The organism is Kitasatospora sp. NPDC057542, from assembly GCF_042801945.1.
In the GTDB taxonomy this organism is placed as follows: Bacteria; Actinomycetota; Actinomycetes; order Streptomycetales; family Streptomycetaceae; genus Kitasatospora.
On sequence record NZ_JBHVFE010000083.1, the window covers coordinates 1 to 24,777 of the forward strand.

The 24,777-nt window shown below is 72.6% G+C and carries 20 protein-coding genes; 16 read left to right on the forward strand and 4 right to left on the reverse strand.

Features of this window, described 5'->3' with window-relative positions; translation table 11 throughout:
• Positions 1-19 precede the first annotated feature (19 nt).
• From ACFU7Y_RS13600 to ACFU7Y_RS13615, 4 genes are all read right to left on the reverse strand, one after another.
• A complete protein-coding gene (locus ACFU7Y_RS13600) occupies positions 20-2,449 on the reverse strand; it encodes a DUF3488 and DUF4129 domain-containing transglutaminase family protein (protein WP_380767966.1) in 2,430 nt (809 codons plus the stop codon).
• Positions 2,446-3,768 carry a DUF58 domain-containing protein gene (locus ACFU7Y_RS13605; protein ID WP_224283458.1) on the reverse strand — a complete coding sequence of 441 codons (1,323 nt, stop codon included), beginning with the start codon at positions 3,766-3,768 and terminating at the stop codon, positions 2,446-2,448. Before ACFU7Y_RS13605 ends, ACFU7Y_RS13600 begins: the two co-directional genes overlap by 4 nt.
• 1 nt (position 3,769) lies before the next feature.
• Positions 3,770-4,819, reverse strand: coding sequence for an AAA family ATPase (locus tag ACFU7Y_RS13610; protein ID WP_374120072.1), 1,050 nt, complete (start codon positions 4,817-4,819; stop codon positions 3,770-3,772).
• 290 nt (positions 4,820-5,109) lie between these two features.
• Entirely contained in the window at positions 5,110-5,652 is a 543-nt protein-coding gene (locus ACFU7Y_RS13615) for a carbonic anhydrase (protein WP_224283459.1), read from the reverse strand.
• Between the two features lie 538 nt (positions 5,653-6,190).
• Here ACFU7Y_RS13615 and rsmH point away from each other — a divergent pair.
• From rsmH to ACFU7Y_RS13695, 16 genes are all read left to right on the forward strand, one after another.
• Complete coding sequence (gene rsmH / locus ACFU7Y_RS13620; protein WP_224283460.1) at positions 6,191-7,165, forward strand: 16S rRNA (cytosine(1402)-N(4))-methyltransferase RsmH; 975 nt, start codon at positions 6,191-6,193, stop codon at positions 7,163-7,165.
• A gap of 156 nt (positions 7,166-7,321) precedes the next feature.
• Complete coding sequence (locus ACFU7Y_RS13625) at positions 7,322-7,834, forward strand: hypothetical protein (RefSeq protein ID WP_380767969.1); 513 nt, start codon at positions 7,322-7,324, stop codon at positions 7,832-7,834.
• Complete coding sequence (locus ACFU7Y_RS13630) at positions 7,831-10,014, forward strand: penicillin-binding transpeptidase domain-containing protein (protein WP_380767971.1); 2,184 nt, start codon at positions 7,831-7,833, stop codon at positions 10,012-10,014. The genes ACFU7Y_RS13625 and ACFU7Y_RS13630 overlap by 4 nt, the downstream gene beginning before the upstream one ends.
• A 7-nt stretch (positions 10,015-10,021) precedes the next feature.
• Positions 10,022-11,674, forward strand: coding sequence for a UDP-N-acetylmuramoyl-L-alanyl-D-glutamate--2,6-diaminopimelate ligase (locus ACFU7Y_RS13635; RefSeq protein ID WP_224281566.1), 1,653 nt, complete (start codon positions 10,022-10,024; stop codon positions 11,672-11,674).
• A complete protein-coding gene (gene murF, locus ACFU7Y_RS13640) occupies positions 11,671-13,074 on the forward strand; it encodes a UDP-N-acetylmuramoyl-tripeptide--D-alanyl-D-alanine ligase (protein ID WP_224281568.1) in 1,404 nt (467 codons plus the stop codon). The genes ACFU7Y_RS13635 and murF overlap by 4 nt, the downstream gene beginning before the upstream one ends.
• On the forward strand, positions 13,074-14,135 hold the full coding sequence (gene mraY / locus ACFU7Y_RS13645) for a phospho-N-acetylmuramoyl-pentapeptide-transferase (RefSeq protein WP_224281570.1): 1,062 nt from the start codon (positions 13,074-13,076) through the stop codon (positions 14,133-14,135). Before murF ends, mraY begins: the two co-directional genes overlap by 1 nt.
• Positions 14,132-15,580, forward strand: coding sequence for a UDP-N-acetylmuramoyl-L-alanine--D-glutamate ligase (gene murD / locus ACFU7Y_RS13650; protein ID WP_224281572.1), 1,449 nt, complete (start codon positions 14,132-14,134; stop codon positions 15,578-15,580). Before mraY ends, murD begins: the two co-directional genes overlap by 4 nt.
• Positions 15,581-15,681: 101 nt before the next feature.
• A complete protein-coding gene (gene ftsW, locus ACFU7Y_RS13655) occupies positions 15,682-16,995 on the forward strand; it encodes a putative lipid II flippase FtsW (RefSeq protein WP_224281574.1) in 1,314 nt (437 codons plus the stop codon).
• Positions 16,996-17,001: 6 nt separating this feature from the next.
• A complete protein-coding gene (murG, locus tag ACFU7Y_RS13660) occupies positions 17,002-18,108 on the forward strand; it encodes an undecaprenyldiphospho-muramoylpentapeptide beta-N-acetylglucosaminyltransferase (RefSeq protein ID WP_224281576.1) in 1,107 nt (368 codons plus the stop codon).
• Complete coding sequence (locus ACFU7Y_RS13665; RefSeq protein ID WP_224281578.1) at positions 18,101-18,877, forward strand: FtsQ-type POTRA domain-containing protein; 777 nt, start codon at positions 18,101-18,103, stop codon at positions 18,875-18,877. Before murG ends, ACFU7Y_RS13665 begins: the two co-directional genes overlap by 8 nt.
• 364 nt (positions 18,878-19,241) lie before the next feature.
• Complete coding sequence (ftsZ, locus tag ACFU7Y_RS13670) at positions 19,242-20,477, forward strand: cell division protein FtsZ (protein ID WP_224281580.1); 1,236 nt, start codon at positions 19,242-19,244, stop codon at positions 20,475-20,477.
• Entirely contained in the window at positions 20,474-21,205 is a 732-nt protein-coding gene (pgeF, locus tag ACFU7Y_RS13675) for a peptidoglycan editing factor PgeF (RefSeq protein ID WP_380767975.1), read from the forward strand. The genes ftsZ and pgeF overlap by 4 nt, the downstream gene beginning before the upstream one ends.
• On the forward strand, positions 21,205-21,993 hold the full coding sequence (locus tag ACFU7Y_RS13680) for a YggS family pyridoxal phosphate-dependent enzyme (RefSeq protein ID WP_224276935.1): 789 nt from the start codon (positions 21,205-21,207) through the stop codon (positions 21,991-21,993). Before pgeF ends, ACFU7Y_RS13680 begins: the two co-directional genes overlap by 1 nt.
• A 295-nt stretch (positions 21,994-22,288) precedes the next feature.
• Positions 22,289-22,906: a cell division protein SepF gene (locus tag ACFU7Y_RS13685; protein ID WP_224276937.1), complete on the forward strand. Its 618-nt coding sequence runs from the start codon at positions 22,289-22,291 to the stop codon at positions 22,904-22,906.
• A gap of 99 nt (positions 22,907-23,005) precedes the next feature.
• Positions 23,006-23,287 (forward strand): YggT family protein, encoded by a 282-nt coding sequence (locus tag ACFU7Y_RS13690; protein WP_030060143.1) that lies wholly within the window; start codon positions 23,006-23,008, stop codon positions 23,285-23,287.
• Positions 23,288-23,346: 59 nt separating this feature from the next.
• Entirely contained in the window at positions 23,347-24,729 is a 1,383-nt protein-coding gene (locus ACFU7Y_RS13695) for a DivIVA domain-containing protein (RefSeq protein WP_380767977.1), read from the forward strand.
• The last annotated feature ends 48 nt before the right edge of the window (positions 24,730-24,777 follow it).

A 24,777-nucleotide genomic window follows, 5' to 3' on the forward strand; every position in this document is an offset into this window, starting at 1 on the left:
GCCCCGGCTCGTGTCCGGATCAGGATTCCGGTGTGGACCGCTTGCGCCGGCCGAGGACCCGCCGCACCGGCGCGGAGACCGTCTCGACCACGCGGCCGAGCCCGGTGCCGACCACCGCCCGGGCCGCCCGCACCGTGTCGGAGATCCGCCACCACAGCTGGGCCGAGGACGGCGGCAGCAGCAGCGCCCTGGTCCGCCCGGCCCGGCCGGCGCTCGCCAGCAGCCCGCGCCGGACGGTGTGGACGTCGGCGGCCAGCGGCTCCGCGGTGAGCTGCCCGGGCGGGGCATAGAGCACCCGCTCGGTGGCCAGCGCCAGCCGGCCGGTGGCCGCCGCCGAGTCGGCGTCCAGCTGAGCCTTCTCGGTGATCCGGCGGGCCGCCGAACGCGGGGTGCGTGACTCGTCCGGGGGAATTCCGAGGTCCCAGGCGGAGTCGATCAGCTCGTCCCAGGCGGCCAGCACCTGGGCGTCGGTCAGCTCCGCCGGCGCGCTCCCGCCGGGCCCGCGCCGTCCGCCGCCGCCCAGCCTGCGGCGGCGCACAGCGGCGCGCCAGATCATCGGGGCGAGCAGCAGTGCGATCAGCGCGAGCACCGCGGCCAGGGTGCCGAGCACCTGGCCGGAGAGCAGCCAGGACTCGTCGGCGGCCTTGGTGACGGCCTTGCCGTCGGTGCCGCACTCGCCCAGCTGGCGCTGCTTGGCGGTGCAGTCCGAGCCGGAGGTCGGCGCCGGGGCGGCCGGGGCGGTCTGCGGGGCGGCGGTGGCCTGCTGGGTCGGCGCGGTGGTCGGTGCGCTGGACGCCTCGGTGTAGCGGGTCGGGACTCCGCGGCTCGGGGTCGGCTCGAAGCGCAGCCAGCCGTAGCCCGCGAAGTACAGCTCGGGCCAGGCGTGGTACATCCGGCCGGTCACCGAGTAGACGTTGCCGCCCTTGCTGTCGCCGGGGGTGAAGCCCACGGCCACCCGGGCCGGGATCTTCAGCACCCGGGCCATCGCCGCCATGGTGGAGGCGAAGTGCACGCAGAAGCCCCGGCGGTCGCGCAGGAAGACGGCGATGGCGTTGCTGCCGGTGCCGCCGTTGACCGTGGTGTCGTACTTGAAGCCCGGCCCGGTGAACCAGTTGACCAGCGCCGTCGCCCGGTCGTAGTCGTTCTGCGCGCCGGCGGTGACGGCCTTGGCCTGCTCGGCGACCACCGACGGCAGGTCGGACGGGACGGCGGTGTAGTGCTCCCTGATGTCCTGCGGCGCGGCGGGCGCGAGGCGCAGCTCGTTGGCGGTGGGCCGCAGGTCCAGGGAGCTGACGTGGTAGCGCAGGCCGCGGATCGCCTTGTCGTTGGCCGGCAGGACGGTGCGGGTCAGCGGGTCGAGTTTCCAGTCGCCGCGGTTGGGGACCTGGACGGACGCGGCCGGGTAGGGCATCGGCAGCCAGCTCCCCTCCAGCCGGTCGCTGACCTCGAAATCGCCCTCGATCCGGGGGACCTGGGCGTTGCGCAGGCCCTCGGGCGAGGGCAGCGTCGTCGGGAGGTCGTTGACCGTGGTGCTGCCGAGCTTCCAGTTGGTGCCGTCGAACTGGTCGAGCGAGCCGGTCCGCAGGTAGATCTGGTCGGCCAGCGGACTGTCCAGGGAGTAGGTGAGCAGCTCCGCGTCGGTGGGCTTGGAGATCGCGGCCTCCAGGCTGACCAGCGGGTCGAGACTGGTCGACAGGCTCCCGCCGGCGCCCTTGCCGTTCGATCCGCCGGAGCCGGAGTGCAGCAGCCCGAAGCTCCAGTTCGGCAGGACCACCGGCAGCAGCAGTGCCACGGCCAGGGCCAGCACGCCGACCTGCCGCCCGCCCGGGTTGACCCGGCCGGACTCCACGGAGCCGCGGGCGCCGCCGTAGAACACGCGGCCCCAGCGGGAGACCCGGTCCTGGCCCTCGGCGAAGAGCAGCAGCAGGTAGCCGGCCGCGGCGACGGCGAACCAGACCCAGCTGCCGTGCTCCTCGGCCAGGCCGTTGCCGACCGAGTACAGCGCCAGCAGCGGCAGCCCGGCCAGCGCCGAGCGCCGGTAGGTCACCGCGACGGTGTCCACCGCGACGGCGATCAGACCGACCGCCGAGACCAGGATCAGCCGCAGCCCGGCGGTGGGCGGCGCCGGGATGGCGTACTGCTGTATGTCGTCCAGACCGGAGGAGAAGACCTGGTCCAGGACCCGCATCGTGGACGGCCCGGGCAGCACCCCGCCGGCGCCGGCGAAGCCCAGCAGCATCAGCAGGAGCAGCACCAGCAACTGCCCGACCGGCACCGTCCAGCGGTACACCGGGGAGCGGCGCAGGCCCGCGCCGACCGCGGCGATCACGGCGATCACCAGGAGGGCGTGGGTGAGCCAGCTGCTGGCGGTGAGCAGCGGCATCAGGCACAGCGAGGCCAGGGCGGTGGCCAGCGCCGAGTACACGGTCAGTTTGGCCCGGGTGGTCACGCGCCGGCCTCTTCTCGGTAGGGGGCGGTCGTCCTGCTGCCGTCGGCGGCCCGCCACAGGTCCGGTACGGAGTCCCCGGCGCGTACCGGGATCACCGTCCAGCCGGCCTCGCGCAGCTGCCGGACCCGGGCCTGGAACTCGTCGCCGCCGGTGTCCGGGGCGAGCATCCGCAGGCCGGCCCAGGTGCCGGTGTCCAGCAGGAAGGCGATCGCCCCGCCGGTGCGGCTGCGCAGCCGGCCCAGCCGGGTGGCCTGGGTGTCGTCCAGCTCACCGAGAACGGCGACCAGCAGGCCCTCGCCGCCGGTGCGCAGCGGGTCCTCGGCGCGGGAGAGGGTGCCTCCGTCGGACAGGTCGGCGACGGCGAGGGCGTCCAGGATCAGTCCGGAGGTCTCGGCGCTGCTCTGGTTGCCGCCCGCGCCCGGGCCGGGTACGGACTGACCGGTGTCGGTGAGCATCCGGGTCCGGTAGCCACGCTCCAGCAGGTGCACGGCGACGGAGGCGGCGCAGCTGACCGCCCACTCGAAGGAGGAGGCGGGGCCGCTGCCCCGGTGGGCGATCTCCCGGGTGTCCAGCACGATGGTGGCCCGGGCCTGCTGCGGTTGCTCCTCGCGGCGCATCATCAGCTCGCCGTACCGGGCGGTGGAGCGCCAGTGCACCCGGCGCAGGTCGTCGCCGGGGCGGTACTCGCGCAGGATCACGTCGTCGTCGCCGGCCAGCGCCAGGGTGTGGCTGTGGCTCTCGCCCTGGCCGATCCACTCGCCGCTGAGCCGTACGGAGGGCAGCGCCTGGACCTGGGGGACGACGGTGAGGACGTCGGAGGCCGTGAAGGCGCGGGTCACCTCGCACATCCCGAACGGGTCGGACAGCCGCAGCTGGAGCGGCCCGAGCGGGTAGCGGCCGCGCAGGTCGGAGCGGACCCGGTAGGAGACCTCGCGGTTGCCGCGCGGCTCGACCCGGTCCAGCACGAACCGCGGGCGCGGCCCGAGCACGTACGGGACCTTGTCCTCCAGCAGCAGCACCCCGGTGGGCACCCGGGAGACGTTGTCGACCCGCAGGTGGACCCGGGCCTCCTGGCCGGCGATCGCCCGGCGCGGGCTGAGCCGGCGTCCGCTGGCCACCCGGTAGCGGGTGTTGGCGACCACCACGACGGCGACCAGCGGCAGCGCGGCGAGCAGGACGCCGACGCGCCGCAGGGCGTCCTGGTCGAGCAGGTAGGAACAGACCACCGCGGTGACCCCGGCGGCGAGGAAGGAACGCCCCCGGGTGGTGAGACCGCGGAACCCGGCCCGCAGTCCTGATGCGGAGTCGGACTGGGTCACCTCAGCCCCTCCGGACGGCCGGGCCGCCCTGCGGGCGCGGCAGCGGCAGCCGGGCGACCAGGTCGGCCACGATCTGCTCGGAGGTGCGGCGGCTGAGCTGGCTCTCGGCGGTCGCCATCAGACGGTGCGCCAGGACCGGGACGGCGAGGCGCTGGATGTCGTCCGGGGTGACGTAGTCGCGCCCGTCCAGCGCGGCGGCGGCGCGGGCGGCCCGGACCAGGTGCAGGGTCGCGCGCGGCGAGGCGCCCAGGCGCAGCTCGGGGCTGGTGCGGGTGGCGCCGACCAGGTCGACGGCGTAGCGGCGGACCGGGTCGGCGATGTGCACGCCGCGGACCAGGTCGATCAGCTTGAGGATGTCGGAGGCGTGCGCGACCGGCTGGAGGTCCTCCAGGGGACTGGCGCCGGCGTGCACGTCCAGCATCGCGAGCTCGGCCTCGGGGCTGGGGTAGCCGATCGAGATCCGGGCCATGAAGCGGTCGCGCTGGGCCTCCGGCAGCGCGTAGGTGCCCTCCATCTCGACCGGGTTCTGGGTGGCCACGACCATGAACGGCGAGGGCAGCTCGTAGCTGGTGCCGTCGATGGTGACCTGGCGCTCCTCCATCGACTCCAGCAGCGCGGACTGGGTCTTGGGCGAGGCGCGGTTGATCTCGTCGCCGACCACGATCTGGGCGAAGATCGCGCCCGGGCGGAACTCGAAGTCGTGCCGCTGCTGGTCGTAGATGTTGGTGCCGGTGACGTCCGAGGGCAGCAGGTCGGGCGTGAACTGGATGCGGCGCACGGTGCAGTCGAGCGAGCGCGCGAGCGCCTTGGCCAGCATGGTCTTGCCGACGCCGGGCACGTCCTCCAGCAGCAGGTGGCCCTCGGCGAGCAGGACGGTCAGGGCGATCCGGACGGCCTCCGGCTTGCCCTCGATCACGCTCTCGATGTTGGCGCGGACACGGTCGACGACCGCGGCGAGCTCGGGAAGCCCGACCTGCTGGTAGCCGTTCGCCCTCTGCTGCCCGCCCCCCGCAGGACTGCCGAGTCCGGCCTGGTCGTTGTAGCTCGTCACCCGTTTACGCTCCCTGGCACCCTGTGCCCGCCCCGTCCCGAGGCCGGGCCCCACCCCATGCTTGACGCGGCCGTCCCGGGGGCGGTTCCGAAGGAGGATCCGGCGCCGGGAAGGCGGCCCGCGGCCTGGCCGCCCCAGGTGGTTCGGGGTCCGACCGGCAGGCGCATTCTCCCCCGCGCGATGGCCGGAAGTCACCATTCGGCGGTACCCGAGTGCCCGGACGGCCGGGACGCGCCGGCTCGCCTCCGGGCACTCGGGACCCGACGGCTCGGCGGGGCCGGGTCGGTCGCTCAGTCGATCTCGCGCAGCAGTCCGGTGTGGACGTCGAAGACGAAGCCGCGGACGTCGTCGGTGTGCAGCAGGAACGGAGAGGTGCGGACGCGCTGCATGGACTGGCGGACATCGCCGTCCAGGTCGACGAAGGCCTCCACCGCCCACTGCGGGCGCTGGCCGACCTCCAGCTCCAGCTCGCGGCGGAAGTCCTCGGTGAGCCCGAGCAGGCCGCAGCCGGTGTGGTGGATCAGCGCGATCGAGCGGGTGCCGAGGGCGCGCTGGCTGATGGTCAGGGACCGGATGGTGTCGTCGGTGACGACGCCGCCGGCGTTGCGGATGACGTGCGCGTCGCCGAGTTCGAGGCCGAGCGCCGCGAACAGGTCCAGGCGGGCGTCCATGCAGGCCACCACGGCGATCTTCTGCACCGGGCGGGCGTCCATGCCGCCGTCCTGGAAGGTCACCGCATAGGTGCGGTTGGCCGTGACGAAGCGGTCGATGACGGTGGGTCTGGCAGGGGCGGCAGCGGCGTTCGGCGAGGGCCGGTCGGGTGTCACTGTCATGGTGGCGACGTTAGTGCCGATCGGGCCCGCGCGGTGGGGCGAGGAGCTACAGAACAGGGCGCTGTGATCGAGTGCATAGCCACAACGGGAAGGTTTGTCCGGGCTGGTCCCGGAGTGGCCCGCACGCGTGGTGGGGAGGGGGCGCGCGCCCGCCGCCGAAGGCCCCCGATCCGTGCCGCCGATGGGCCGCCCCGACGGCCGCGACCTGCGGTGATCCGTACCGCCGCCCGGGTGGTGCGCCGGAGCGGACCATTGACGGGCAGGGCCCGCGCGATAGAGTTTGCGGCGCAGTGGAGCACACCCGCCGGGGCCCGTCAACGGGGCCTTCCCGGCCGGTGCGGCCCGGTCGACGCGGTCCGTGGCCTCCACCCGCTCCGTGCCCACCTGGCGCACCTTCCCCGGTGCCGGGCGGTCACGACCTTCCCCTTGAGCGGGCGGGGACCACGGGCCGCTTCGTCGTGCCGGGGCGCGGTGGGCGAGAATGGTCGCAGCTCCCGGACGTCGGGCTGCTCCGCACCGAGGAAGGGCGCCACCGCGCATGACCACCAACGAACCGGGCCCCAAGCACGTTCCGGTGATGCTCCAGCGGTGCATGGACGCGCTGGCCCCCGCGATCTCGCGCCCCGGAGCCGTCGTGGTGGACGCCACCCTCGGTCTCGGCGGGCACAGCGAGGCGCTGCTGACCCAGTTCCCGGAGGTGCGGCTGATCGCGGTGGACCGCGACCCGCAGGCGCTGAAGCTCTCCGGCGAACGGCTGGCCCCGTTCGGCGACCGGGCCACCCTGGTGCACGCCGTCTACGACGAGATCCCCGAGGTGCTGGAGCGCCTGGGCATCGAGAAGGTGGACGGCGTCCTGTTCGACCTCGGCGTCTCCTCGATGCAGCTGGACGAGGCGGAGCGCGGCTTCGCGTACGCGCAGGACGCGCCGCTGGACATGCGGATGGACCAGACCCGGGGGATCAGCGCGGCAGAGGTGCTGAACACCTACAGCCACGGCGACCTGGCCCGGATCCTCAAGGTGTACGGCGAGGAGCGGTTCGCCGGGAAGATCGCCTCGGTGATCCTGCGGGAGCGGGAGAAGGAACCGTTCACCAACAGCGCGCGTCTGGTCGAGTTGGTGCGCAACGCCATCCCGGCGGCGACCCGTCGGACCGGCGGGAACCCGGCCAAGCGGACGTTCCAGGCACTGCGGATCGAGGTCAACGGCGAGCTGGAGGTCCTGGACCGGGCGATCCCCGGGGCGCTGGACGTCCTCGCGGTCGGCGGCCGGATCGTGGTGATGTCCTACCAGTCGCTGGAAGACCGGCTGGTGAAGCAGTACTTCGCCGCCGGCGCGACCAGCACCGCCCCGCCGGGCCTGCCGTTCATCCCGGAGGAGCACCAGCCCTGGCTCAAACTGATCACTCGCGGTGCCGAGCTGGCCACCGAGGAGGAGATCGAGGAGAACCGGCGCGCCGCGCCCGTACGGCTGCGGGTGGCGGAGAGGATCAGGGACCGAAGCAAGCGGGGCTGACGAACCGGCCCGGCAGGGTCCGAAGGGCGGAGGAAGGCAGTGGGGCCGGTGGCCGGTGAGGTCCGGGCGGGGCGGGGAGGACTCCCCGGGCAGGGCAGGGCGCGGATCACGGTCCGGCCGGGCAAGCGTCCGGTCCGGGGGCGCACACCGTTCGCGGTGCTCGTCGTGGTGCTGCTGGCGGCCGGGCTGCTCGGCCTGCTCGCACTGAACACCGCGCTCAACGAGGGCTCCTTCGAGCTCTCCCGACTGCAGAAGCAGACCACCGTGGCGACCGACGAGCAGCAGAGCCTCCAGCACGAGATCGACCAGAGCTCGGCCCCGGACGCGCTGGCCAGGCGCGCCGCCGAGCTGGGCATGGTCCCGGCCGGCGGGATGGCCTTCCTGGACGTCCCGAACGGCGGCAAGGTGATCGGCACCCCGGGTCCGGCCCAGGGCAGCCCGCCGGTCAAGCGCTCCACGGCCGAACCGTGGCCGACCAAGGCCCAGCCCAGCGCGGCCCAGCCCGCAGCCGGGCCGTCGCCGGCCGCGCCGCAGCAGGGCGGTGCCCCGTCGCCGGCCGCCCCGTCGCCGGTGCCGACCCCGGCGGCGTCCGCCGGTGACTCGGTGATCCAGCTCAACCCGGTCCCGTCCGCCGCGGCCGCGAAGCCGAGCGGGGGTGCGGGCCGATGACCACGCCACGCTCCGGCGGGTCCGGCGCCTCCGGCGGCGGCAACGGCCGCCGTCCGGCGCCCCGGGGCAGTGCGCCGCGCGCACAGTCCGCCTCCGGCCGCAGTCAGCCCGCGAAGGGCCAGCCCACCAAGGGGCAGCCCGCCCGCAGCCAGTCGGCCAAGGCCCAGCCCGCCAAGTCGGCCTCCGCCGGCCGTACCCCGCGGACGCCGCAGCAGCGCCGCCCCGAGGGGCGGCCGCCGGCCCGCAGCCAGGCGGCGGTGCGACCGAAGAGCCGTCCGCCGCTGCGCCCCAGGGCGCTCAAGCTGGCCGAGCCGAAGCGCCGGCTGCGGGTGATCACCGTGGTGCTGTCGCTGGTGTTCTCCGTCTTCGCGGGCCGCCTGGTGCAGCTCCAGCTGGTGGACGCCGACGCGCTGGCCGCCGACGCCAACACCAACCGCTACCTGAACATCCCGATCACCGCCGAGCGCGGCTCCATAACGTCCTCCGACGGGGTCGCGCTGGCGGCCACCGTGGACGCGTACGACATCACCGCCGACCCGGCGATGTTCACCCCGGAGGCGACCGGACTCCCGGACGCGCCGGAGCAGGCGGCCGCGCTGCTGTCGCCGATCCTCGGCGTGCCCAAGGAGAAGATCGCCGCCGACCTGCACACCCCCAAGAGCCGCTACAAGCGGCTCGCGGCCCAGCAGACCCCGGCCGCCAAGAGGCAGATCAGCGACCTCAAGTCGGGCCTGGAGAAGCAGGCCGGCTCGCGGGCCTGCCAGGCCCAGAAGAAGCTGCTCGGCAAGCCCGCCGACCAGGGCGGGCGCACCAGGGTGGACAACGAGTGCGCCAACCCGCTGGCCGGGGTGTTCAACCGGGAGACCCAGAAGCGGATCTACCCGGCGGACGGGCTGGCCGCCAACCTGGTCGGCTTCGTCAACGCCGAGGGCGAGGGCGCCGGCGGCCTGGAGCTCCAGTACCAGAAGCTGCTGGCCGGCAAGGACGGCCACAGCAGCTACGCCCAGTCGGGCGGGCGGCTGGTGCCCACCGCCGGGGGCTCGATGGAGCCGGCCGTGCCGGGCAGCGACGTGAAGCTGACCATCAACCGGGACATCCAGTGGGCCGCCCAGCGGGCGATCACCGACCAGGTGGCCAACTCCGGCGCGGAGAAGGGTTACGTGGTGGTCCAGGACGTGAAGACCGGTCAGGTCATCGCGATGGCCACCGCACCCGGCTTCAACCCGAACGACCTGAGCCTGTCCAAGCAGGCGCAGCTGGGCAACGCCGCCCTGGGCGACGCGTACGAGCCGGGCAGCACCGCCAAGCTGATGAGCATGGCCGCCGTGCTGGACTCCGGCAAGGCCACCTGGGACACCAAGGTGACGGTGCCCAACCGGCTGGTCCGGGCCGGGCAGCAGTTCAAGGACGACGTCGACCACGACACCTGGTACCTGACCCTGGCCGGGGTGCTGGCCAAGTCCTCCAACATCGGCACCATCGAGGCCGTCGAGACCCTCGGCGGCGGCGACCAGCTGGAGGCCAACAAGGTCCTGGACGGCTACATGCGCAAGTTCGGCGTGGCCCAGCCGACCGGCCTGGGCTTCCCGGGGGAGACCTCCGGAAAACTCAAGAAGCCGGAGGACCTGGTCGCCTCGGAGAAGTACAACATCTCCTTCGGCCAGGGCCCGATGCAGATGAACGCGCTCCAGGCCACCTCGGTCTACTCGACCATCGCCAACGGCGGGGTGCGGGTCGCGCCCAGCATCGTCCAGGGCGTCAGCGACCCGAACGGCAAGTACACGCCGAGCGCGCCGGCGGAGCAGACCAGGGTGGTCAGCCCGGAGACGGCCAAGACCCTCACCTCGATGCTGGAGTCGGTCGTCGACGACGAGCAGGGCACCGGCGGCAAGGCGGCCATCCCCGGCTACCGGGTCGCGGGCAAGACCGGCACCGCCAACCGGGGCGCCGCCGACGGCAAGGGCTACGACGGCTACACCGCCTCCTTCATCGGCTTCGCCCCTGCCGACGCCCCCCGCTACACCGTCTCCTGCACCCTCCAGGGCCCGGTCAACGGCCACTTCGGCGGCCAGCTGTGCGGCCCGGTGTTCAAGCAAGTGATGGAGTTCACCCTGAAGACCATGCAGGTCCCGCCGAGCGGCAGCCCGGCGCCCAACCTGCCCGTCGAGTGGAAGCCGTGAGCGAGCGATGAACAACGAACCGGCCGGGCCGGAGCACGGCGCGGCGGAGGGCCGGTTTGGCCCTGGACGCCCTTCGACGGATAGCCTTCCCGCCGTGCCGAAACCCGATCAAACCACCGTGAGTCCGCCCCGCCCGACCGGGACCACCGCCCTGCCACTCGCCGAGCTGGCCGTCGCACTGGGCCTGGCGCCCGTCGAGGGCGGCGCCGTCAGCGGCGTCACCCACGACTCCCGCGCGGTCCGCCCGGGCGACGTGTACGTGGCCTTCCCGGGCGCCAACCACCACGGCGCGGCCTTCGCCGCCAGGGCCGCGGAGTGCGGCGCCGTGGCGGTGCTCACCGACCCGGCCGGCGCCGAGCTGGCGGCCCCCACCGGCCTGCCGCTGCTGGTCGTCGACCGGCCGCGGGCCGTCATGGGCGAGCTCGCCGCGATCGTCTACGGCCGCCCCTCCCAGCGGATGCTGATGATCGGGCTGACCGGCACCAACGGCAAGACCACCACCTCGTACCTGGTCGAGGGCGGCCTGCGCGGCGCCGGGCGCAGCCCGGGCGTGATCGGCACCGTCGAGATGCGGGTCGGCGAGGAGCGGATCAAGAGCGAGCGCACCACCCCCGAGGCCACCGACCTGCACGCGATCCTCGGTGTGATGGCCGAGCGCGGTGCCGACGCGGTGACCATGGAGGTCTCCAGCCACGCCCTGGTCTTCGGCCGCACCGACGGGGTCGCGTACGACGTCGCGCTGTTCAACAACCTGACCCCCGAGCACCTCGACTTCCACCCGGACATGGAGGACTACTTCCAGGCGAAGGCCAGGCTCTTCCAGCCCGGCAAGTCCCGCCACGGTGTGATCAACCTGGACGACGAGTACGGCCGCCGGCTCGCCGCCGAGGCCAAGATCCCGGTGACCACCTTCTCCGCCACCGGCGCCGCCGAGGCCGACTGGCGGGCCCTGGACGTCCGGCTCGGGCCGGTCGGCTCGACCTTCCGGGTGCTGGGCCCGGACGGCGCCGAGGCCGAGGCCTCCGTCCCGCTGCCCGGCCCGTTCAACGTCGCCAACGCGCTCGCCGCGATCACCGTGCTGGTCGCCGCCGGGCTGCCGCTGGAGCGGGCCGTGGCCGGCGTCGCCGCCGTCCCCGGCGTGCCGGGCCGGCTGGAGCGGGTGGACGCCGGACAGCCGTTCGTCGCCGTCGTCGACTACGCGCACAAGCCGGACGCCCTCCAGGCCGTCCTCGCCTCGCTGCGCGAGGTCACCAGGGGCCGGCTGCACGTCGTGGTCGGCTGCGGTGGCGACCGCGACCCGCACAAGCGCGGCCCGATGGGCGCCATCGCCGCCCGCCTCGCCGACACCGCCCTGCTGACCAGCGACAACCCGCGCAGCGAGGACCCGCTGGCGATCCTCGCCACCATGCTGACCGGCGCCGCCACGGTGCCCGAGGCCGAGCGCGGGGACGTCCTGGTCGTCCCCGACCGGGCCGAGGCGATCAGGATCGCCGTCGCCCGCGCCCAGGCGGGGGACACCGTGCTGGTGGCCGGCAAGGGCCACGAGCTCGGCCAGTACGTACGAGACGAGATCCGCCCCTTCGACGACCGGGAGGTGCTGCGCGAATCCATCACGCAGACCCCGACCGCGCGGGGCGACCGAGGAGTAGAGCAGCAGTGATCGCACTGACCCTCGCCGAGGTGGCCGCCGCCGTCGGAGGCACGCTGGACGGCGCCGACCCGGACGCCCTGGTCACCGGCCCGGTCGAGGTCGACTCGCGGAAGGTGAGCCCCGGCGGCCTGTTCGCGGCCTTCGTCGGCGAGCACGTGGACGGCCACGAGTACGCGGCCAAGGCGGTCGAGGACGGTGCCGTCGCGGTGCTGGCCTCCCGCCCGGTCGGCGTGCCCGCCGTCCTGGTCGACAGTGTGGTGGAGGCGCTCGGCCGGCTGGCCCGCGCCGTGGTCGCCCGCGCCGAGGGCACCGCCGTGGTCGCGTTGACCGGCTCGGCCGGCAAGACCAGCACCAAGGACCTGATCGCCCAGCTGCTCCAGCGCCACGGCGAGACCGTCTACCCGCCCGGCTCGCTCAACAACGAGATCGGCCACCCGATGACCGCGCTGCGGGTCGAGGCCGGCACCCGGCACCTGGTCATGGAGATGGGCGCCCGGCACAAGGGCGACATCGAGTACCTCACCTCGATCACCCCGCCCCGGATCGGCCTGGTCCTCAACGTCGGCACCGCCCACGTCGGCGAGTTCGGCTCCCAGGAGGCGATCGCCGAGGCCAAGGGCGAACTGGTCGAGTCGCTGCCCGCCGACGGCGCCGCGATCCTCAACGCGGACGACCGGCTGGTGCGCGCGATGGCCTCCCGTACCAAGGCGAAGGTGGTCCTGTTCGGGGAATCACCGGACGCCCACGTACGGGCCACGGACGTTCGCCTGGACGCCACCGGGCGGCCATCGTTCACGCTCACCACCCCGGCCGGTTCCGCGCCCGTGCAGCTGCGCCTGTACGGTGAGCACCACGTCTCGAACGCCCTCGCCGCCGCCGCGGTGGCGGTGGAGCTCGGGATGTCCGTCGACGACACCGCGGCAGCCCTGGGCGAAGCGGGTGCGCTGTCCCGCTGGCGCATGGAGGTCGTCGACCGGGCCGATGGTGTCACCGTCGTGAACGACGCCTACAACGCGAACCCCGACTCGATGCGGGCCGCGCTGCGGGCGCTGGTCTCGATCGGGGGCCGGGGCCCGGAGCGCCGCCGCACCTGGGCGGTGCTCGGCGAGATGCGGGAGCTCGGCGAGGAGAGCCTGGCCGAGCACGACGCCATCGGGCGGCTCGCCGTCCGGCTGGACGTCACCAAGCTGGTGGCGGTCGGCGGACGCGAGGCGGCCTGCATGGAACTCGGCGCGAGGAACGAAGGTTCGTGGGGTGAGGAGTCGGTGCTGGTGTCCGACGCGGACGCGGCGGTCGAGCTGCTGCGCAGTCAGCTGCAACCAGGGGATGTGGTCCTGGTGAAGGCTTCCCGTTCGGTGGGGCTGGAGAAGGTGGCCGAGGCCCTCCTGGCGGACGGTGTGGCCGAATAATGAAGCAGATCCTTTTCTCCGGGATGATCGGCCTCGTCCTGTCGCTGCTCGGCACCCCGGCCCTGATCAAACTGCTCGCGAAGCACGGCTACGGCCAGTACATCCGCGACGACGGCCCCAAGGCGCACCACAGCAAGAAGGGCACGCCCACCATGGGCGGCATCGCCTTCATCCTGGCGACCCTGATCGCGTACTTCGCCACGAAGGCGATAACGGGCGAGAGCCCGACCGCCTCCGGGCTGCTGGTGCTCTTCCTGACCGCGGGCCTCGGCCTGGTCGGCTTCCTGGACGACTACATCAAGGTGGTCAAGCGGCGTTCGCTGGGCCTGCGGGCCAAGGCGAAGCTGGCCGGCCAGTCGATCGTCGGCCTCGGGTTCGCCGTCCTGGCGATGCAGTTCCCGGACGACCGCGGGCTCAACCCGGCGTCCCAGAGCCTGTCCTTCGTCCGGGACTTCAAGTGGGCGATCGGCCCCGTCCTGTTCGTCATCTTCGCGTACTTCATGATCGCCGCGATGTCGAACGGCGTGAACCTGACGGACGGTCTGGACGGCCTCGCCACCGGTGCCTCGGTGATGGTCTTCGGCGCCTACACCTTCATCGGCATCTGGGAGCACACCCAGAGCTGCGCCTACGCCATCACCGCGACCGCCAACTGCTACGACATCCGCGACCCGCTGGACCTCGCCGTCGTGGCCTCCGCCCTGATGGGCTCCTGCTTCGGCTTCCTGTGGTGGAACACCTCGCCCGCCAAGATCTTCATGGGTGACACCGGCTCGCTCGCCCTCGGCGGCGCCCTGGCCGGTCTGGCGATCTGCTCCCGCACCGAGCTGCTGCTCGCCCTGCTCGGCGGCCTCTACGTGATCATCACCCTCTCGGTGATCATCCAGGTCGGCTCCTTCCGGATGACCGGCAAGCGCGTCTTCAAGATGGCGCCGTTGCAGCACCACTTCGAACTCAAGGGCTGGACCGAGGTCCTGATCGTGGTCCGGTTCTGGATCATCCAGGGCCTGTGCGTCGCCGTCGGCCTCGGCCTGTTCTACGCGGGATGGGTGACCGGATGACCAACCCTGACCAGACCAACCCCGATTTCGGCGGCCTGCCGGTCGCCGTCGCCGGGCTCGGCGTCTCGGGCATCAGCGCCGCGCGCGTCCTGCACGGCCTCGGCGCCCGGGTGACCGTCGTGGACGGCGGCAGCGGGCCCGGCCTGGCCGCCCGGGCCGCCGAGCTGGAGGCGCTGGGCGTCACCGTTCGGCTCGGCGACGGCGCGAGCCTGCCCGAGGGCACCGAACTGATCGTCACCTCGCCCGGCTGGGCGCCGGACAGCCCGCTGTTCGCCGCCGCCGAGGCGGCCGGGGTGCCGGTCTGGGGCGACGTCGAGCTGGCCTGGCGGCTGCGCAAGCCGCTGCCGGGCACCGGCGAGCCAGCCCCCTGGCTGGCCGTCACGGGCACCAACGGCAAGACCACCACCGTCCAGATGCTCGCCTCGATCCTCACCGCCGCCGGCAGGCGCACCGCCGCGGTCGGCAACGTCGGGGTCTCGGTGCTGGACGCGGTGCTCGCCGAGGAGCCGTACGACGTGCTCGCCGTCGAGCTGTCCAGCTACCAGCTGCACTGGGCGCCCTCGCTGCGCCCGCACTCGGCGGCGGTGCTCAACCTGGCGCCCGACCACCTCGACTGGCACGGCTCGATGGAGGCGTACGCCGCCGACAAGGGCCGGATCTACGAGGGCAACGTGGTCGCCTGCGTGTACAACCTGGCCGACCCGGCCACCGAGGCGCTGGTCCGCGAGGCCGACGTCGAGGAGGGCTGCCGGGCGATCGGCTTCGGCCTCGGCGCGCCCGGCCCGTCGAACTTCGGCGTGGTGGACGGGCTGCTGGTGGACCGCGCCTTCGTCGAGGACCGGGCCAAGAACGCGGCCGAGCTGGGCGCCGTCGAGGACGTTAACCCGCCGGCCCCGCACAACATCGCCAACGCGCTCGCCGCGGCGGCGCTGGCCCGGGCGTACGGGGTCGAGCCGAAGGCCGTCCGGGAGGGCCTGCGGGCCTTCCGGCCGGACGCCCACCGGATCGCCGAGGTCGGCGTGGTCGGCGAGGTCACGTACATCGACGACTCCAAGGCCACCAACACCCACGCGGCGGCCGCCTCGCTGGCCGCCTACCGGCCGATCGTCTGGATCGCCGGGGGCCTGGCCAAGGGCGCGACCTTCGACGACCTGGTACAGGGCGCGGCCGAGCGGCTGCGCGCGGTGGTGCTGATCGGCCAGGACCGGGCGGTGATCCGGGAGGCGCTGGAGCGACACGCTCCGGATGTGCCGGTGATCGAGGCGGCCGAGGGCCAGACTGGCGCGGTGGCGATGACCGAGGTCGTTCGAACGGCCGCATCGCTCGCCCGATCGGGTGACACGGTGCTGCTGGCACCGGCCTGCGCCTCGATGGACATGTTCACCAACTACGGCGAGCGCGGCGACCTCTTCGCGGCGGCCGTCCGGGAGCTGGCGGGCGAGTAGGCGGGCCGGCGAGGGCGTCGGACGGAACAAGTGAGCGGGGAGCGGTGGCGGGGCAGGGCAGAGCGGATTCCGGCGTTGTGAAGCGGGATGCCGCCGAGCCGATGAGAGTGATCTCCGCCACCACGACCAAGTACAAGTCGGCCGGTCCGCTGGCCCGGGTCCAGGCCTTCCGGGCCCGGGTCCGGTACTGGCTGGACCGGCCGCTCACCCCGTACCTGCTGGTCGTCGGCAGCACCCTGCTGCTGGTCGTGCTCGGCCTGATGATGGTCTTCTCGGCCTCGCAGATCCTGGCCCTGAACCAGCACCACACGGCGCAGTACTACTTCCTCAAGCAGCTGATCGCGGCGATCCTGGGCCTGGTCCTGCTGATCGGCTTCGCCTCCGTCCCGCTGGCGGTGCTGCGGGTGATCGTCTACCCGGTGATGATCGGGGTGATCGGCGCCCTCACGCTGGTCGCCATCCCCGGCATCGGGGTGCGGATCAACGGCAACCAGAACTGGCTGGATTTCGGCTTCTTCCAGTTCCAGCCCTCGGAGTTCGCCAAGCTCGCGCTGGTGCTCTGGGGCGCCGACCTACTCGCCCGCAAGCAGAAGGCCGGCACCCTCAACTCGTGGAAACACCTGCTGGTGCCGCTGGTGCCGGGGGCCCTGCTGCTGCTCGCGCTGATCATGTTCGGCGGCGACATGGGCACCTCGATGATCCTGGTGGCCATGGTGTTCGCGCTGCTCTGGATGGTCGGCGCGCCGCTGCGGCTGTTCGTGGCCACCCTCGGGGTCGCGGCGGTGGTCTGCACCGCCCTGGTGGTCACCGTCCCGCACCGGGCGGAGCGGCTGAGCTGCATCGGCGTCACCAAGATCGACCCGGAGGGTGCCTGCTTCCAGGCCCTGCACGGCGTCTTCGCGTTCGCCAACGGCGGCGGCTTCGGCACCGGCCTCGGCGCCGGCGTGGAGAAATGGGGCCAGCTGCCCGAGGCGCACACCGACTTCATCTTCGCCGCGACGGGTGAGGAACTCGGTCTGGTGGGGACGCTGTCGGTCCTCGGTCTCTTCGCGGCACTAGGCTACGCGGGTATCCGTGTGGCCATCGGTACGAAGGATCCCTTCGTCAGGTACGCCGCGGGAGCCGCCACCACCTGGATCATGGCGCAGGCCATGATCAACCTGGGGTCGGCGCTGGGACTGCTGCCCATCGCGGGCGTCCCGCTCCCGCTGTTCTCCTACGGCGGTTCCGCCATGCTGTCGGCCATGTCCGCGATCGGAGTGCTGCTGTGCCTGGCGCGCAGCTCCTCGGGCGCGAAGGCGGCCCTGGCCGCCCGGAGCAAGAACTCCCGGATCAGGAGACAACTGGCCCGGGTGCTGCCACGACGACGAACCACAGCGCGCCCGGCCCCGGGGCCGGCACGCAGGGAGCGGTGAATTTCGGTGCATGTCGTACTCGCCGGCGGGGGGACCGCCGGTCACATCGAGCCGGCCATGGCCCTCGCGGATGCCCTCCGCAGGCACGACCCGTCCGTCGGGATCACCGCCCTGGGCACCGAGCGCGGACTGGAGACCCGGCTGGTACCCGAGCGCGGCTACCAGCTGGAGCTCATCCCGGCCGTCCCGCTGCCCCGCAAGCCCACCCCGGAGCTGATCACCGTCCCCGGCCGGCTGCGCGGCACCGTCCGGGCCGCCCAGGAGATCATCGAGCGGGTCAACGCGGACGCCGTGGTCGGCTTCGGCGGCTACGTCGCGATGCCCGCCTACCTGGCCGCCAAGCGCGCCGGGGTGCCGATCGTGGTGCACGAGGCGAACGCACGCCCGGGCCTGGCCAACAAGATCGGTGCCCGCTACAGCGACTTCGTGGCGGTCTCCACGCCGGACAGCAAGCTGCGGGACTCCCGGTACATCGGCATCCCGCTGCGCCGGACCATCGCCACCCTGGACCGCAACGCGGTCCGCCCGGAGGCCCGCCAGTACTTCGGCCTCGACCAGCGGCTGCCCACCCTGCTGGTCTCCGGCGGCTCCCAGGGCGCGCGCCGGCTCAACGAGACGATCACCGCGATCGCCCCGCGGCTCCAGCAATACGGCGTGCAGATCCTGCACGCGGTCGGCCCGAAGAACGAGCTGCCGCAGGTGGCGGACGTCCCCGGGATGCCGCCGTACCGCCCGGTGCCGTACCTGGACCGGATGGACCTCGCCTACGCGGCCGCCGACATGATGCTCTGCCGGGCCGGTGCCATGACGGTGGCCGAGCTGGCGGCCGTCGGCCTGCCCGCCGCCTTCGTCCCGCTGCCGATCGGCAACGGCGAGCAGCGGCTGAACGCCCAGCCCATGGTCAAGGCCGGCGGCGGTCTGCTGGTGGACGACGCCGAGCTGACCCCGGACTGGGTGCTCCAGAACGTGCTGCCGGTGCTGACCGACCCGCAGCGGCTCTGGGACATGAGCCGGGCGGCCGCCGAGTTCGGCCGCCGGGACGCCGACGACCTGCTGGTCGGGATGGTCTACGAGGCGATCCAGGCCCACCGCGGCGGCCGCCGCCGTGGCTGACGGCCGGCTCGCCGACCCGCTGGAGGAGAAGCTGGAGGAGGAGGAGTCCGCTCCCCGCCTCCGGCTCTCCCGGCGGGGCATCGTGGTGCTGGGCGCGCTCGGCGTCACGGTGCTCGGCGTGCTGGCCTGGCTGGTGTTCTTCTCCTCGGTCCTGGACGTGCGCAGCGTCGCCGTCCAGGGGACGAGCGACGACAAGCTGACGGCGGACCAGGTCCGCGAGGCGGTCGGCGGGCTCGGTGACGGGCCGCTGGCGCGCGTGGACCTGGACGACGCCCGGCACCGGGTGGAGGCGATCCCCCGGGTGGCCAGGGCCGAGGTGTGGCGGGGCTGGCCGCACACCCTGCGGGTGAAGGTCGTCCAGCGCACGGCGGTGGCCGCCGTCAAGGGGGAGGACGGCCAGTTCACCCAGGTGGATGCCGGGGGCGTGAGCTTCGCCACCGAGCCGGCTCCTCCGGACGGTGTTCCGGTGGTGGAGCTGCGCCTCAGTCAGCAGGCGAACGACGTCGACGGGGTGATCTCCCGTTCGCAGTTGGTGCAGGGCGCGGTGGCGGTGGCCGCCGGGCTGCCGCCGGAGGTCGCCAAGCGGGCCGGCTCGGTGCTGGTGCACTCGTACGACGACATCGAGTTGCAGCTCAGCGGGGGTGTGACGGTGCGCTGGGGGAGTCCGGAGCAGATCGACCGGAAGGCCCGGGTGCTGGTCGCGCTGATGAACCAGAAGGGTACGAACTTCGACGTGACGGCGCCGGAGGCGCCGGCGGTGTCGGGATGATCCGGTAGGTTCTCTGCCTGAGGGAGGGGTTGACGCCTCGGAGTGTCGGCCCGACTCTTGGTGGTCACCCCCGGTTTCCTATGCCGGCCGATGATCACATAGGCTCAAAAGAAAAAGGGAAGCTCGGCGTGTTCGTTGAAACACGTGCCTGGAGCCACCTAGTGTCCTGTGTCACCAGACTGTGTTTCCTGGTGATGTGACGGAGACACAGAACTAACCCTAAAGGTCAAGTTTAGGGTTGGGGTCGGCGGTCGGCATTTCGGACATTCAGTCAGAAACCAGGCTCCCTACCCATCGACATCCGTCGGTACGGCCCCGCTCCGGGTCGGGCCGACCCGGAAATTCGAGGCGAGAGGCCTTCGACGTGGCAGCACCGCAGAACTACCTCGCAGTCATCAAGGTCGTCGGAATCGGCGGCGGTGGTGTCAACGCCATCAACCGGATGATCGAGGTCGGTCTCAAGGGCGTCGAGTTCATCGCGATCAACACCGATGCGCAGGCCCTCCTGATGAGCGACGCCGACGTCAAGCTCGATGTGGGCCGTGAACTCACCCGGGGCCTCGGCGCCGGCGCCAACCCCGAGGTCGGCCGCAAGGCCGCCGAGGACCACCGCGAGGAGATCGAGGAGGTCCTCAAGGGGGCCGACATGGTCTTCGTGACCGCCGGCGAGGGCGGTGGCACGGGCACGGGCGGCGCGCCCGTCGTCGCCAACATCGCGCGCTCGCTGGGCGCCCTGACCATCGGCGTGGTCACCCGCCCGTTCACCTTCGAGGGCCGGCGCCGGGCCAACCAGGCCGAGGACGGCATCGCCGCCCTGCGCGAAGAGGTCGACACCCTCATCGTGATCCCCAACGACCGGCTGCTGTCCATCTCGGACCGCCAGGTCAGCGTCCTCGACGCGTTCCGCTCGGCCGACCAGGTCCTGCTCTCCGGTGTCCAGGGCATCACCGACCTGATCACCACCCCGGGTCTGATCAACCTCGACTTCGCCGACGTCAAGTCCGTCATGTCGGAAGCCGGCTCGGCGCTCATGGGCATCGGCTCGGCCCGCGGCGAGGACCGCGCCAAGGCCGCCGCCGTGATGGCGATCTCCTCGCCGCTGCTGGAGGCCTCGATCGACGGCGCCCGCGGCGTGCTGCTGTCCATCTCGGGCGGCTCCGACCTCGGTCTGTTCGAGATCAACGAGTCGGCCCAGCTGGTCAGCGAGGCGGCGCACCCCGAGGCGAACATCATCTTCGGTGCGGTCATCGACGACGCGCTCGGCGACGAGGTCCGGGTCACCGTCATCGCGGCCGGCTTCGACGGCGGGCAGCCGCCGGCGATCGTCCGCGACCCGGTGGTCAAGTCCACCACCCCGGAGCGCCCGGCCACCCCGCCGGCCGCCCCGGAGCGCCCGGCCGGCCGCCCGTCGTACGGGAGCATCGGCTCGGTGACCTCCCGCTCGGAGGGCGAGTCCTCGACCGCCACGCCGAGCCGCACCGCCGAGACCCCGGCCACCACGACCGCCTCCGCCCCGGTGCCGCCGCAGGTGCAGCCGGCCCGGCAGCCGTTCGTGGAGAGCCCGGCCGAGGAGCTTGACGTCCCGGACTTCCTTAAGTGATCGATCACGCGATCCGCGCGGGTGCTCACTTCGCCTTCACCTCCCGGTGGGGCGGGGTGAGCACTTCGCCGTACGGGGAGCTCAACCTCGGCGGCGCGGTGGGGGACGACCCGGAGGCCGTGCGGGAGAACCGGGCGCTGGCCGCCCGGCAGCTGGGGCTCGACCCGGCCGACGTGGTGTGGATGAACCAGGTGCACGGCGCCGAGGTCGCCGTGGTGACCGAGCGCCAGCCGCTCGGGCAGGCCCCGACGGTGGACGCGGTGGTCACCGACCGGCCGCTCGCGCTGGCGGTGCTGACCGCCGACTGCACCCCTGTGCTGCTGGCCGATCCGGTGGCGGGCGTGGTGGGCGCGGCCCATGCGGGCCGGCCCGGCCTGGCGGCCGGGGTGGTGCCCGCGGCCGTCCGGGCGATGGTCGAACTGGGCGCGGAGCCCGGGCGGATCACCGCCGCCACGGGGCCCGCGGTCTGCGGCCGCTGCTACGAGGTGCCGGCCCAACTGAGGGCCGAGGTCGCCGCGGTGGTGCCGGAGGCCTTCGCCGAGACCTCCTGGGGGACTCCGTCCCTGGACGTGCCGGAAGGGGTCGCGGCCCAGCTGGCCGTGACCGGGGTCAACGAGCTGGTGCGATCACCGGTCTGCACCCTCGAATCCGCCGATCACTACTCCTATCGCCGCGAGCAGCGCACCGGCCGGCTCGCGAGCTACGTCTGGTTGGGCTCTGATCACTGATGACGAACGACATCTACGGACCGTTCCCGGGAAGCACCGAGTTCGTGGCGGCGCTGACGGAGGGCCAGCGGGCCCGCTACGAGGAACTGGGCACCAACCTCGACGTGGTCGAGCGCCGGATCGCGGACGCCTGCGCGGCCGCCGGGCGCGCCCGGGACGAGGTCACCCTGGTCGTCGTCACCAAGACCTACCCCGCCGAGGACACCGCGCTGCTGGCCGGACTCGGGGTGACGGACGTCGCGGAGAACCGCGACCAGGACGCCGCTCCCAAGGCGGAGCAGTGCAGAAACCTTCCTCTTGACTGGCACTTCGTCGGCCAGCTGCAGACCAACAAGGTCCGCTCGGTCGTCCGGTACGCGAACCACGTGCACTCGGTGGACCGGCTGCGGCTGGTCGGGTCGCTCTCCGCGGCGGTGCTCAAGGCGGAACGCCCGGAACTGGGCTGCCTGGTGCAGGTGGCGCTGGACAAGGCGTACGGGGAGGGTGAGCACCGGGCGGGGGTCGCGCCGGAGGACGTCGCGCAACTGGCCGACGCGATCGCCGACACGCCCGGGCTGCGTCTGGACGGTGTGATGACCGTCGCTCCGCTGACCGGCCCGCTGGCCGGGGACCCGGCCCGCGCCTTCGATCGGCTGGCGGAAATCGCAACCGCCGTACGGGCGGACCATCCGGCTGCCACCATGGTCTCCGCAGGAATGAGCGGTGACCTTGAGCAGGCGATTGCCGCCGGGGCGACACATGTGCGCGTCGGAACGGCGGTACTCGGAGTGAGGTCACCCCTCAGGTAACGTCACCGGGTAAGTAGATCAGACAGCAGGACAAAATAGGACAGAATCTAGCAGCTCTTCGGAGCGCTAGCGAACCGTGGATCGCAGCTCCGCGGCCCCCACTCCACGAATCCGACCGGCCGTCGGGCTGACACGCCGTCGTGGAGGGACCGCGGAATCCGCAGGCGGGGCCGTACGGCCCGGGCCGGAGCCGGTCCGCACGGAGCGAGCGAGCGAGCGACCATCAGAAGGTGCGCGTTTCGCGAAGCTGCCGCCGAGCGTCAGCGAGGTGGCTATGAGCGGAGGAGACAGGAGCATGGCCGGCGCAATGCGCAAGATGGCGGTCTACCTCGGCCTCGTGGAGGACGAGACGTACGACGGCCAGGGGTACGACCCCGATGACGACTACGACGCGGACCCCGAACCGATCCGGACGGGCCAGCGGACCGAGGACATCCCCCGGCCGGCCCCGGCTCCCGCGGCCGCCGCGCCCGCCCCGGTCTCCTCGATCACCCCGCAGCCGGTGCCCGCGGCGGTGCCGATCCGGCAGGAGACTCCGAGGATGGCCCCCGTGTCGTCCATCACACCCGAACGCCGCCACAACCTGGAGAAGAGCGCACCGGTGATCATGCCCAAGGTCGTCAACGAACGAGAGCCCTACCGCATCACCACGCTGCACCCCCGAACCTACAACGAGGCCCGTACCATCGGGGAACAGTTCCGCGGTGGGACTCCCGTGATCATGAATCTGACCGAGATGGACGACACCGACGCGAAGCGCCTCGTAGACTTCGCCGCTGGACTCGTCTTCGGTCTGCACGGCAGTATCGAGCGCGTGACACAGAAGGTGTTCCTGCTGTCGCCTGCTAACGTCGATGTCACGGCGGAGGACAAGGCTCGGATCGCCGAGGGTGGGTTCTTCAACCAGAGCTGACCCGGCCACGACTTTACGTGTGGATCTGATCAACAGTGGGTTAGCGACAGGTGACGAGCGGCAGGCCCGAGGGATCGGGACCGGGGAGAGGGAAACGCGATGGACATCGTGTGGGCGGTGCTCTACTACGCCCTGACCGTCTTCCTGGTGTTCCTGCTCGTACGGCTGGTCATGGACTGGGTCTTCCAGTTCGCGCGTTCGTGGCGGCCCGGCAAGGCCATGGTCCTGGTCCTGGAGGCCACGTACACTGTCACGGATCCGCCGCTCAAGCTTCTTCGGCGGCTCATTCCGCCGTTGCGTTTCGGGGGCGTGGCGCTCGACCTGTCCTTCTTCGTACTGATGATCATTGTGTATGTCCTGATCTCGCTTGTGCACCCCTAGTCGTAGGTGAGCGATGCGACAGGATGCCGGTGTGCCGACGATCACGTTGAGGTGAAGAGATGCCATTGACCCCCGAGGACGTTCGGAACAAGCAGTTCACGACCGTCCGCCTGCGTGAAGGCTATGACGAGGACGAGGTCGATGCCTTCCTCGACGAGGTCGAGGCGGAGCTGACCCGCCTCCTCCGGGAGAACGAGGACCTGCGCGCCAAGCTGGCCGCCGCGACTCGTGCCGCCGCGCAGAACCAGGCCAACCTGCGCAAGGAGCCGCAGCAGGACGCGCCCCGCCAGGGCGGCGCCCCGGTGCCCGCCGCCATATCCGGCCCGCCGGTCCCCGGCCAGCAGGGTCCGGGTGGTCCGCAGCAGATGGGTCCGGGCGGTCCGCAGCAGATGGGTCCGGGCGGTCCGCAACAGATGGGTCCGGGCGGTCCGCAGCAGATGGGCCCCGGTGGTCCCCAGCAGCAGATGGGTCCGGGTGGTCCGCAGCAGCAGATGGGCAACCAGCCCCTCGGCCTGCCCGCCGGCTCCGCGCCGCAGCTTCCGGCTGCCGGCGGCCCGCAGCAGCAGATGAACCAGACCATGGGCGGCCAGCAGCAGCTGGTCCAGCCGATGGGCGGGCAGATGCTGCAGCCCATGGGCGGTCCCGGTGGCCCGCAGCAGATGGGCAACCCGATGGGCCAGGGCATGGGCCAGCAGCAGATGCAGCCGATGGGCGGCCCCATGGGCGGCCCGCAGCAGATGGGCGGCCCCATGGGCGGCCCGATGCAGCAGCAGGGCCCCGGTGGCGACAGCGCCGCCCGCGTGCTCGCGCTCGCTCAGCAGACCGCCGACCAGGCGATCTCCGAGGCCCGTTCCGAGGCCAACAAGATCGTCGGCGAGGCGCGCAGCCGGGCCGAGGGCCTGGAGCGCGACGCCCGTGCGAAGGCCGACGCGCTGGAGCGGGACGCGCAGGAGAAGCACCGCGTCGCGATGGGCTCGCTGGAGTCGGCACGGGCCACGTTGGAGCGCAAGGTCGAGGACCTGCGGGCGTTCGAGCGTGAGTACCGCACGCGTCTGAAGTCGTACCTGGAGACCCAGCTGCGCCAGCTGGAGTCGCAGGCCGACGACTCGCTCGCCCCGCCGCGGATCCCCGCCACCGCGTCGCTGCCGCCGGCGGCCTCGTCGATGGCTCCGGCCGGTGCCGGCGCGCCGAGCTTCGGCGGCAGCCAGCCGTCCTTCGGGGGCAACTCGCCGTCCTTCGGCGGGAACGGCTCCTTCGGTGGCAGCTCCTCGGCGCCGAGCTTCGGTGGGCAGTCGACCGGCGGCAACAGCGGTGCTCCGCAGATGCAGCCGGCCGGCATGACCCAGCCGATGGCGGCCGTCCGTCCGCAGCCGCCGCAGCCGATGCAGCAGGCTCCGGCACCGATGCGGGGCTTCCTGATCGACGAGGACGGCGACAACTGAGGTTGTAGCAGGGCCTTTTGAGGGCGCCCCCTTTCCGACCTGCGGGTC

What these genes read in the sequence shown, in the direction of transcription:
- ACFU7Y_RS13635 (WP_224281566.1), top strand. Translation starts at nt 10,022, where the DNA reads ATGAACAACGAACCGGCCGGGCCGGAGCACGGCGCGGCGGAGGGCCGG.
- ACFU7Y_RS13695 (WP_380767977.1), top strand. Translation starts at nt 23,347, where the DNA reads ATGCCATTGACCCCCGAGGACGTTCGGAACAAGCAGTTCACGACCGTC.
- rsmH (WP_224283460.1), top strand. Translation starts at nt 6,191, where the DNA reads ATGACCACCAACGAACCGGGCCCCAAGCACGTTCCGGTGATGCTCCAG.
- ACFU7Y_RS13615 (WP_224283459.1), bottom strand. Translation starts at nt 5,652, where the DNA reads ATGACAGTGACACCCGACCGGCCCTCGCCGAACGCCGCTGCCGCCCCT.
- murD (WP_224281572.1), top strand. Translation starts at nt 14,132, where the DNA reads ATGACCAACCCTGACCAGACCAACCCCGATTTCGGCGGCCTGCCGGTC.
- ftsW (WP_224281574.1), top strand. Translation starts at nt 15,682, where the DNA reads ATGAGAGTGATCTCCGCCACCACGACCAAGTACAAGTCGGCCGGTCCG.
- ACFU7Y_RS13680 (WP_224276935.1), top strand. Translation starts at nt 21,205, where the DNA reads ATGACGAACGACATCTACGGACCGTTCCCGGGAAGCACCGAGTTCGTG.
- ACFU7Y_RS13685 (WP_224276937.1), top strand. Translation starts at nt 22,289, where the DNA reads ATGGCCGGCGCAATGCGCAAGATGGCGGTCTACCTCGGCCTCGTGGAG.
- mraY (WP_224281570.1), top strand. Translation starts at nt 13,074, where the DNA reads ATGAAGCAGATCCTTTTCTCCGGGATGATCGGCCTCGTCCTGTCGCTG.
- ACFU7Y_RS13630 (WP_380767971.1), top strand. Translation starts at nt 7,831, where the DNA reads ATGACCACGCCACGCTCCGGCGGGTCCGGCGCCTCCGGCGGCGGCAAC.
- ACFU7Y_RS13690 (WP_030060143.1), top strand. Translation starts at nt 23,006, where the DNA reads ATGGACATCGTGTGGGCGGTGCTCTACTACGCCCTGACCGTCTTCCTG.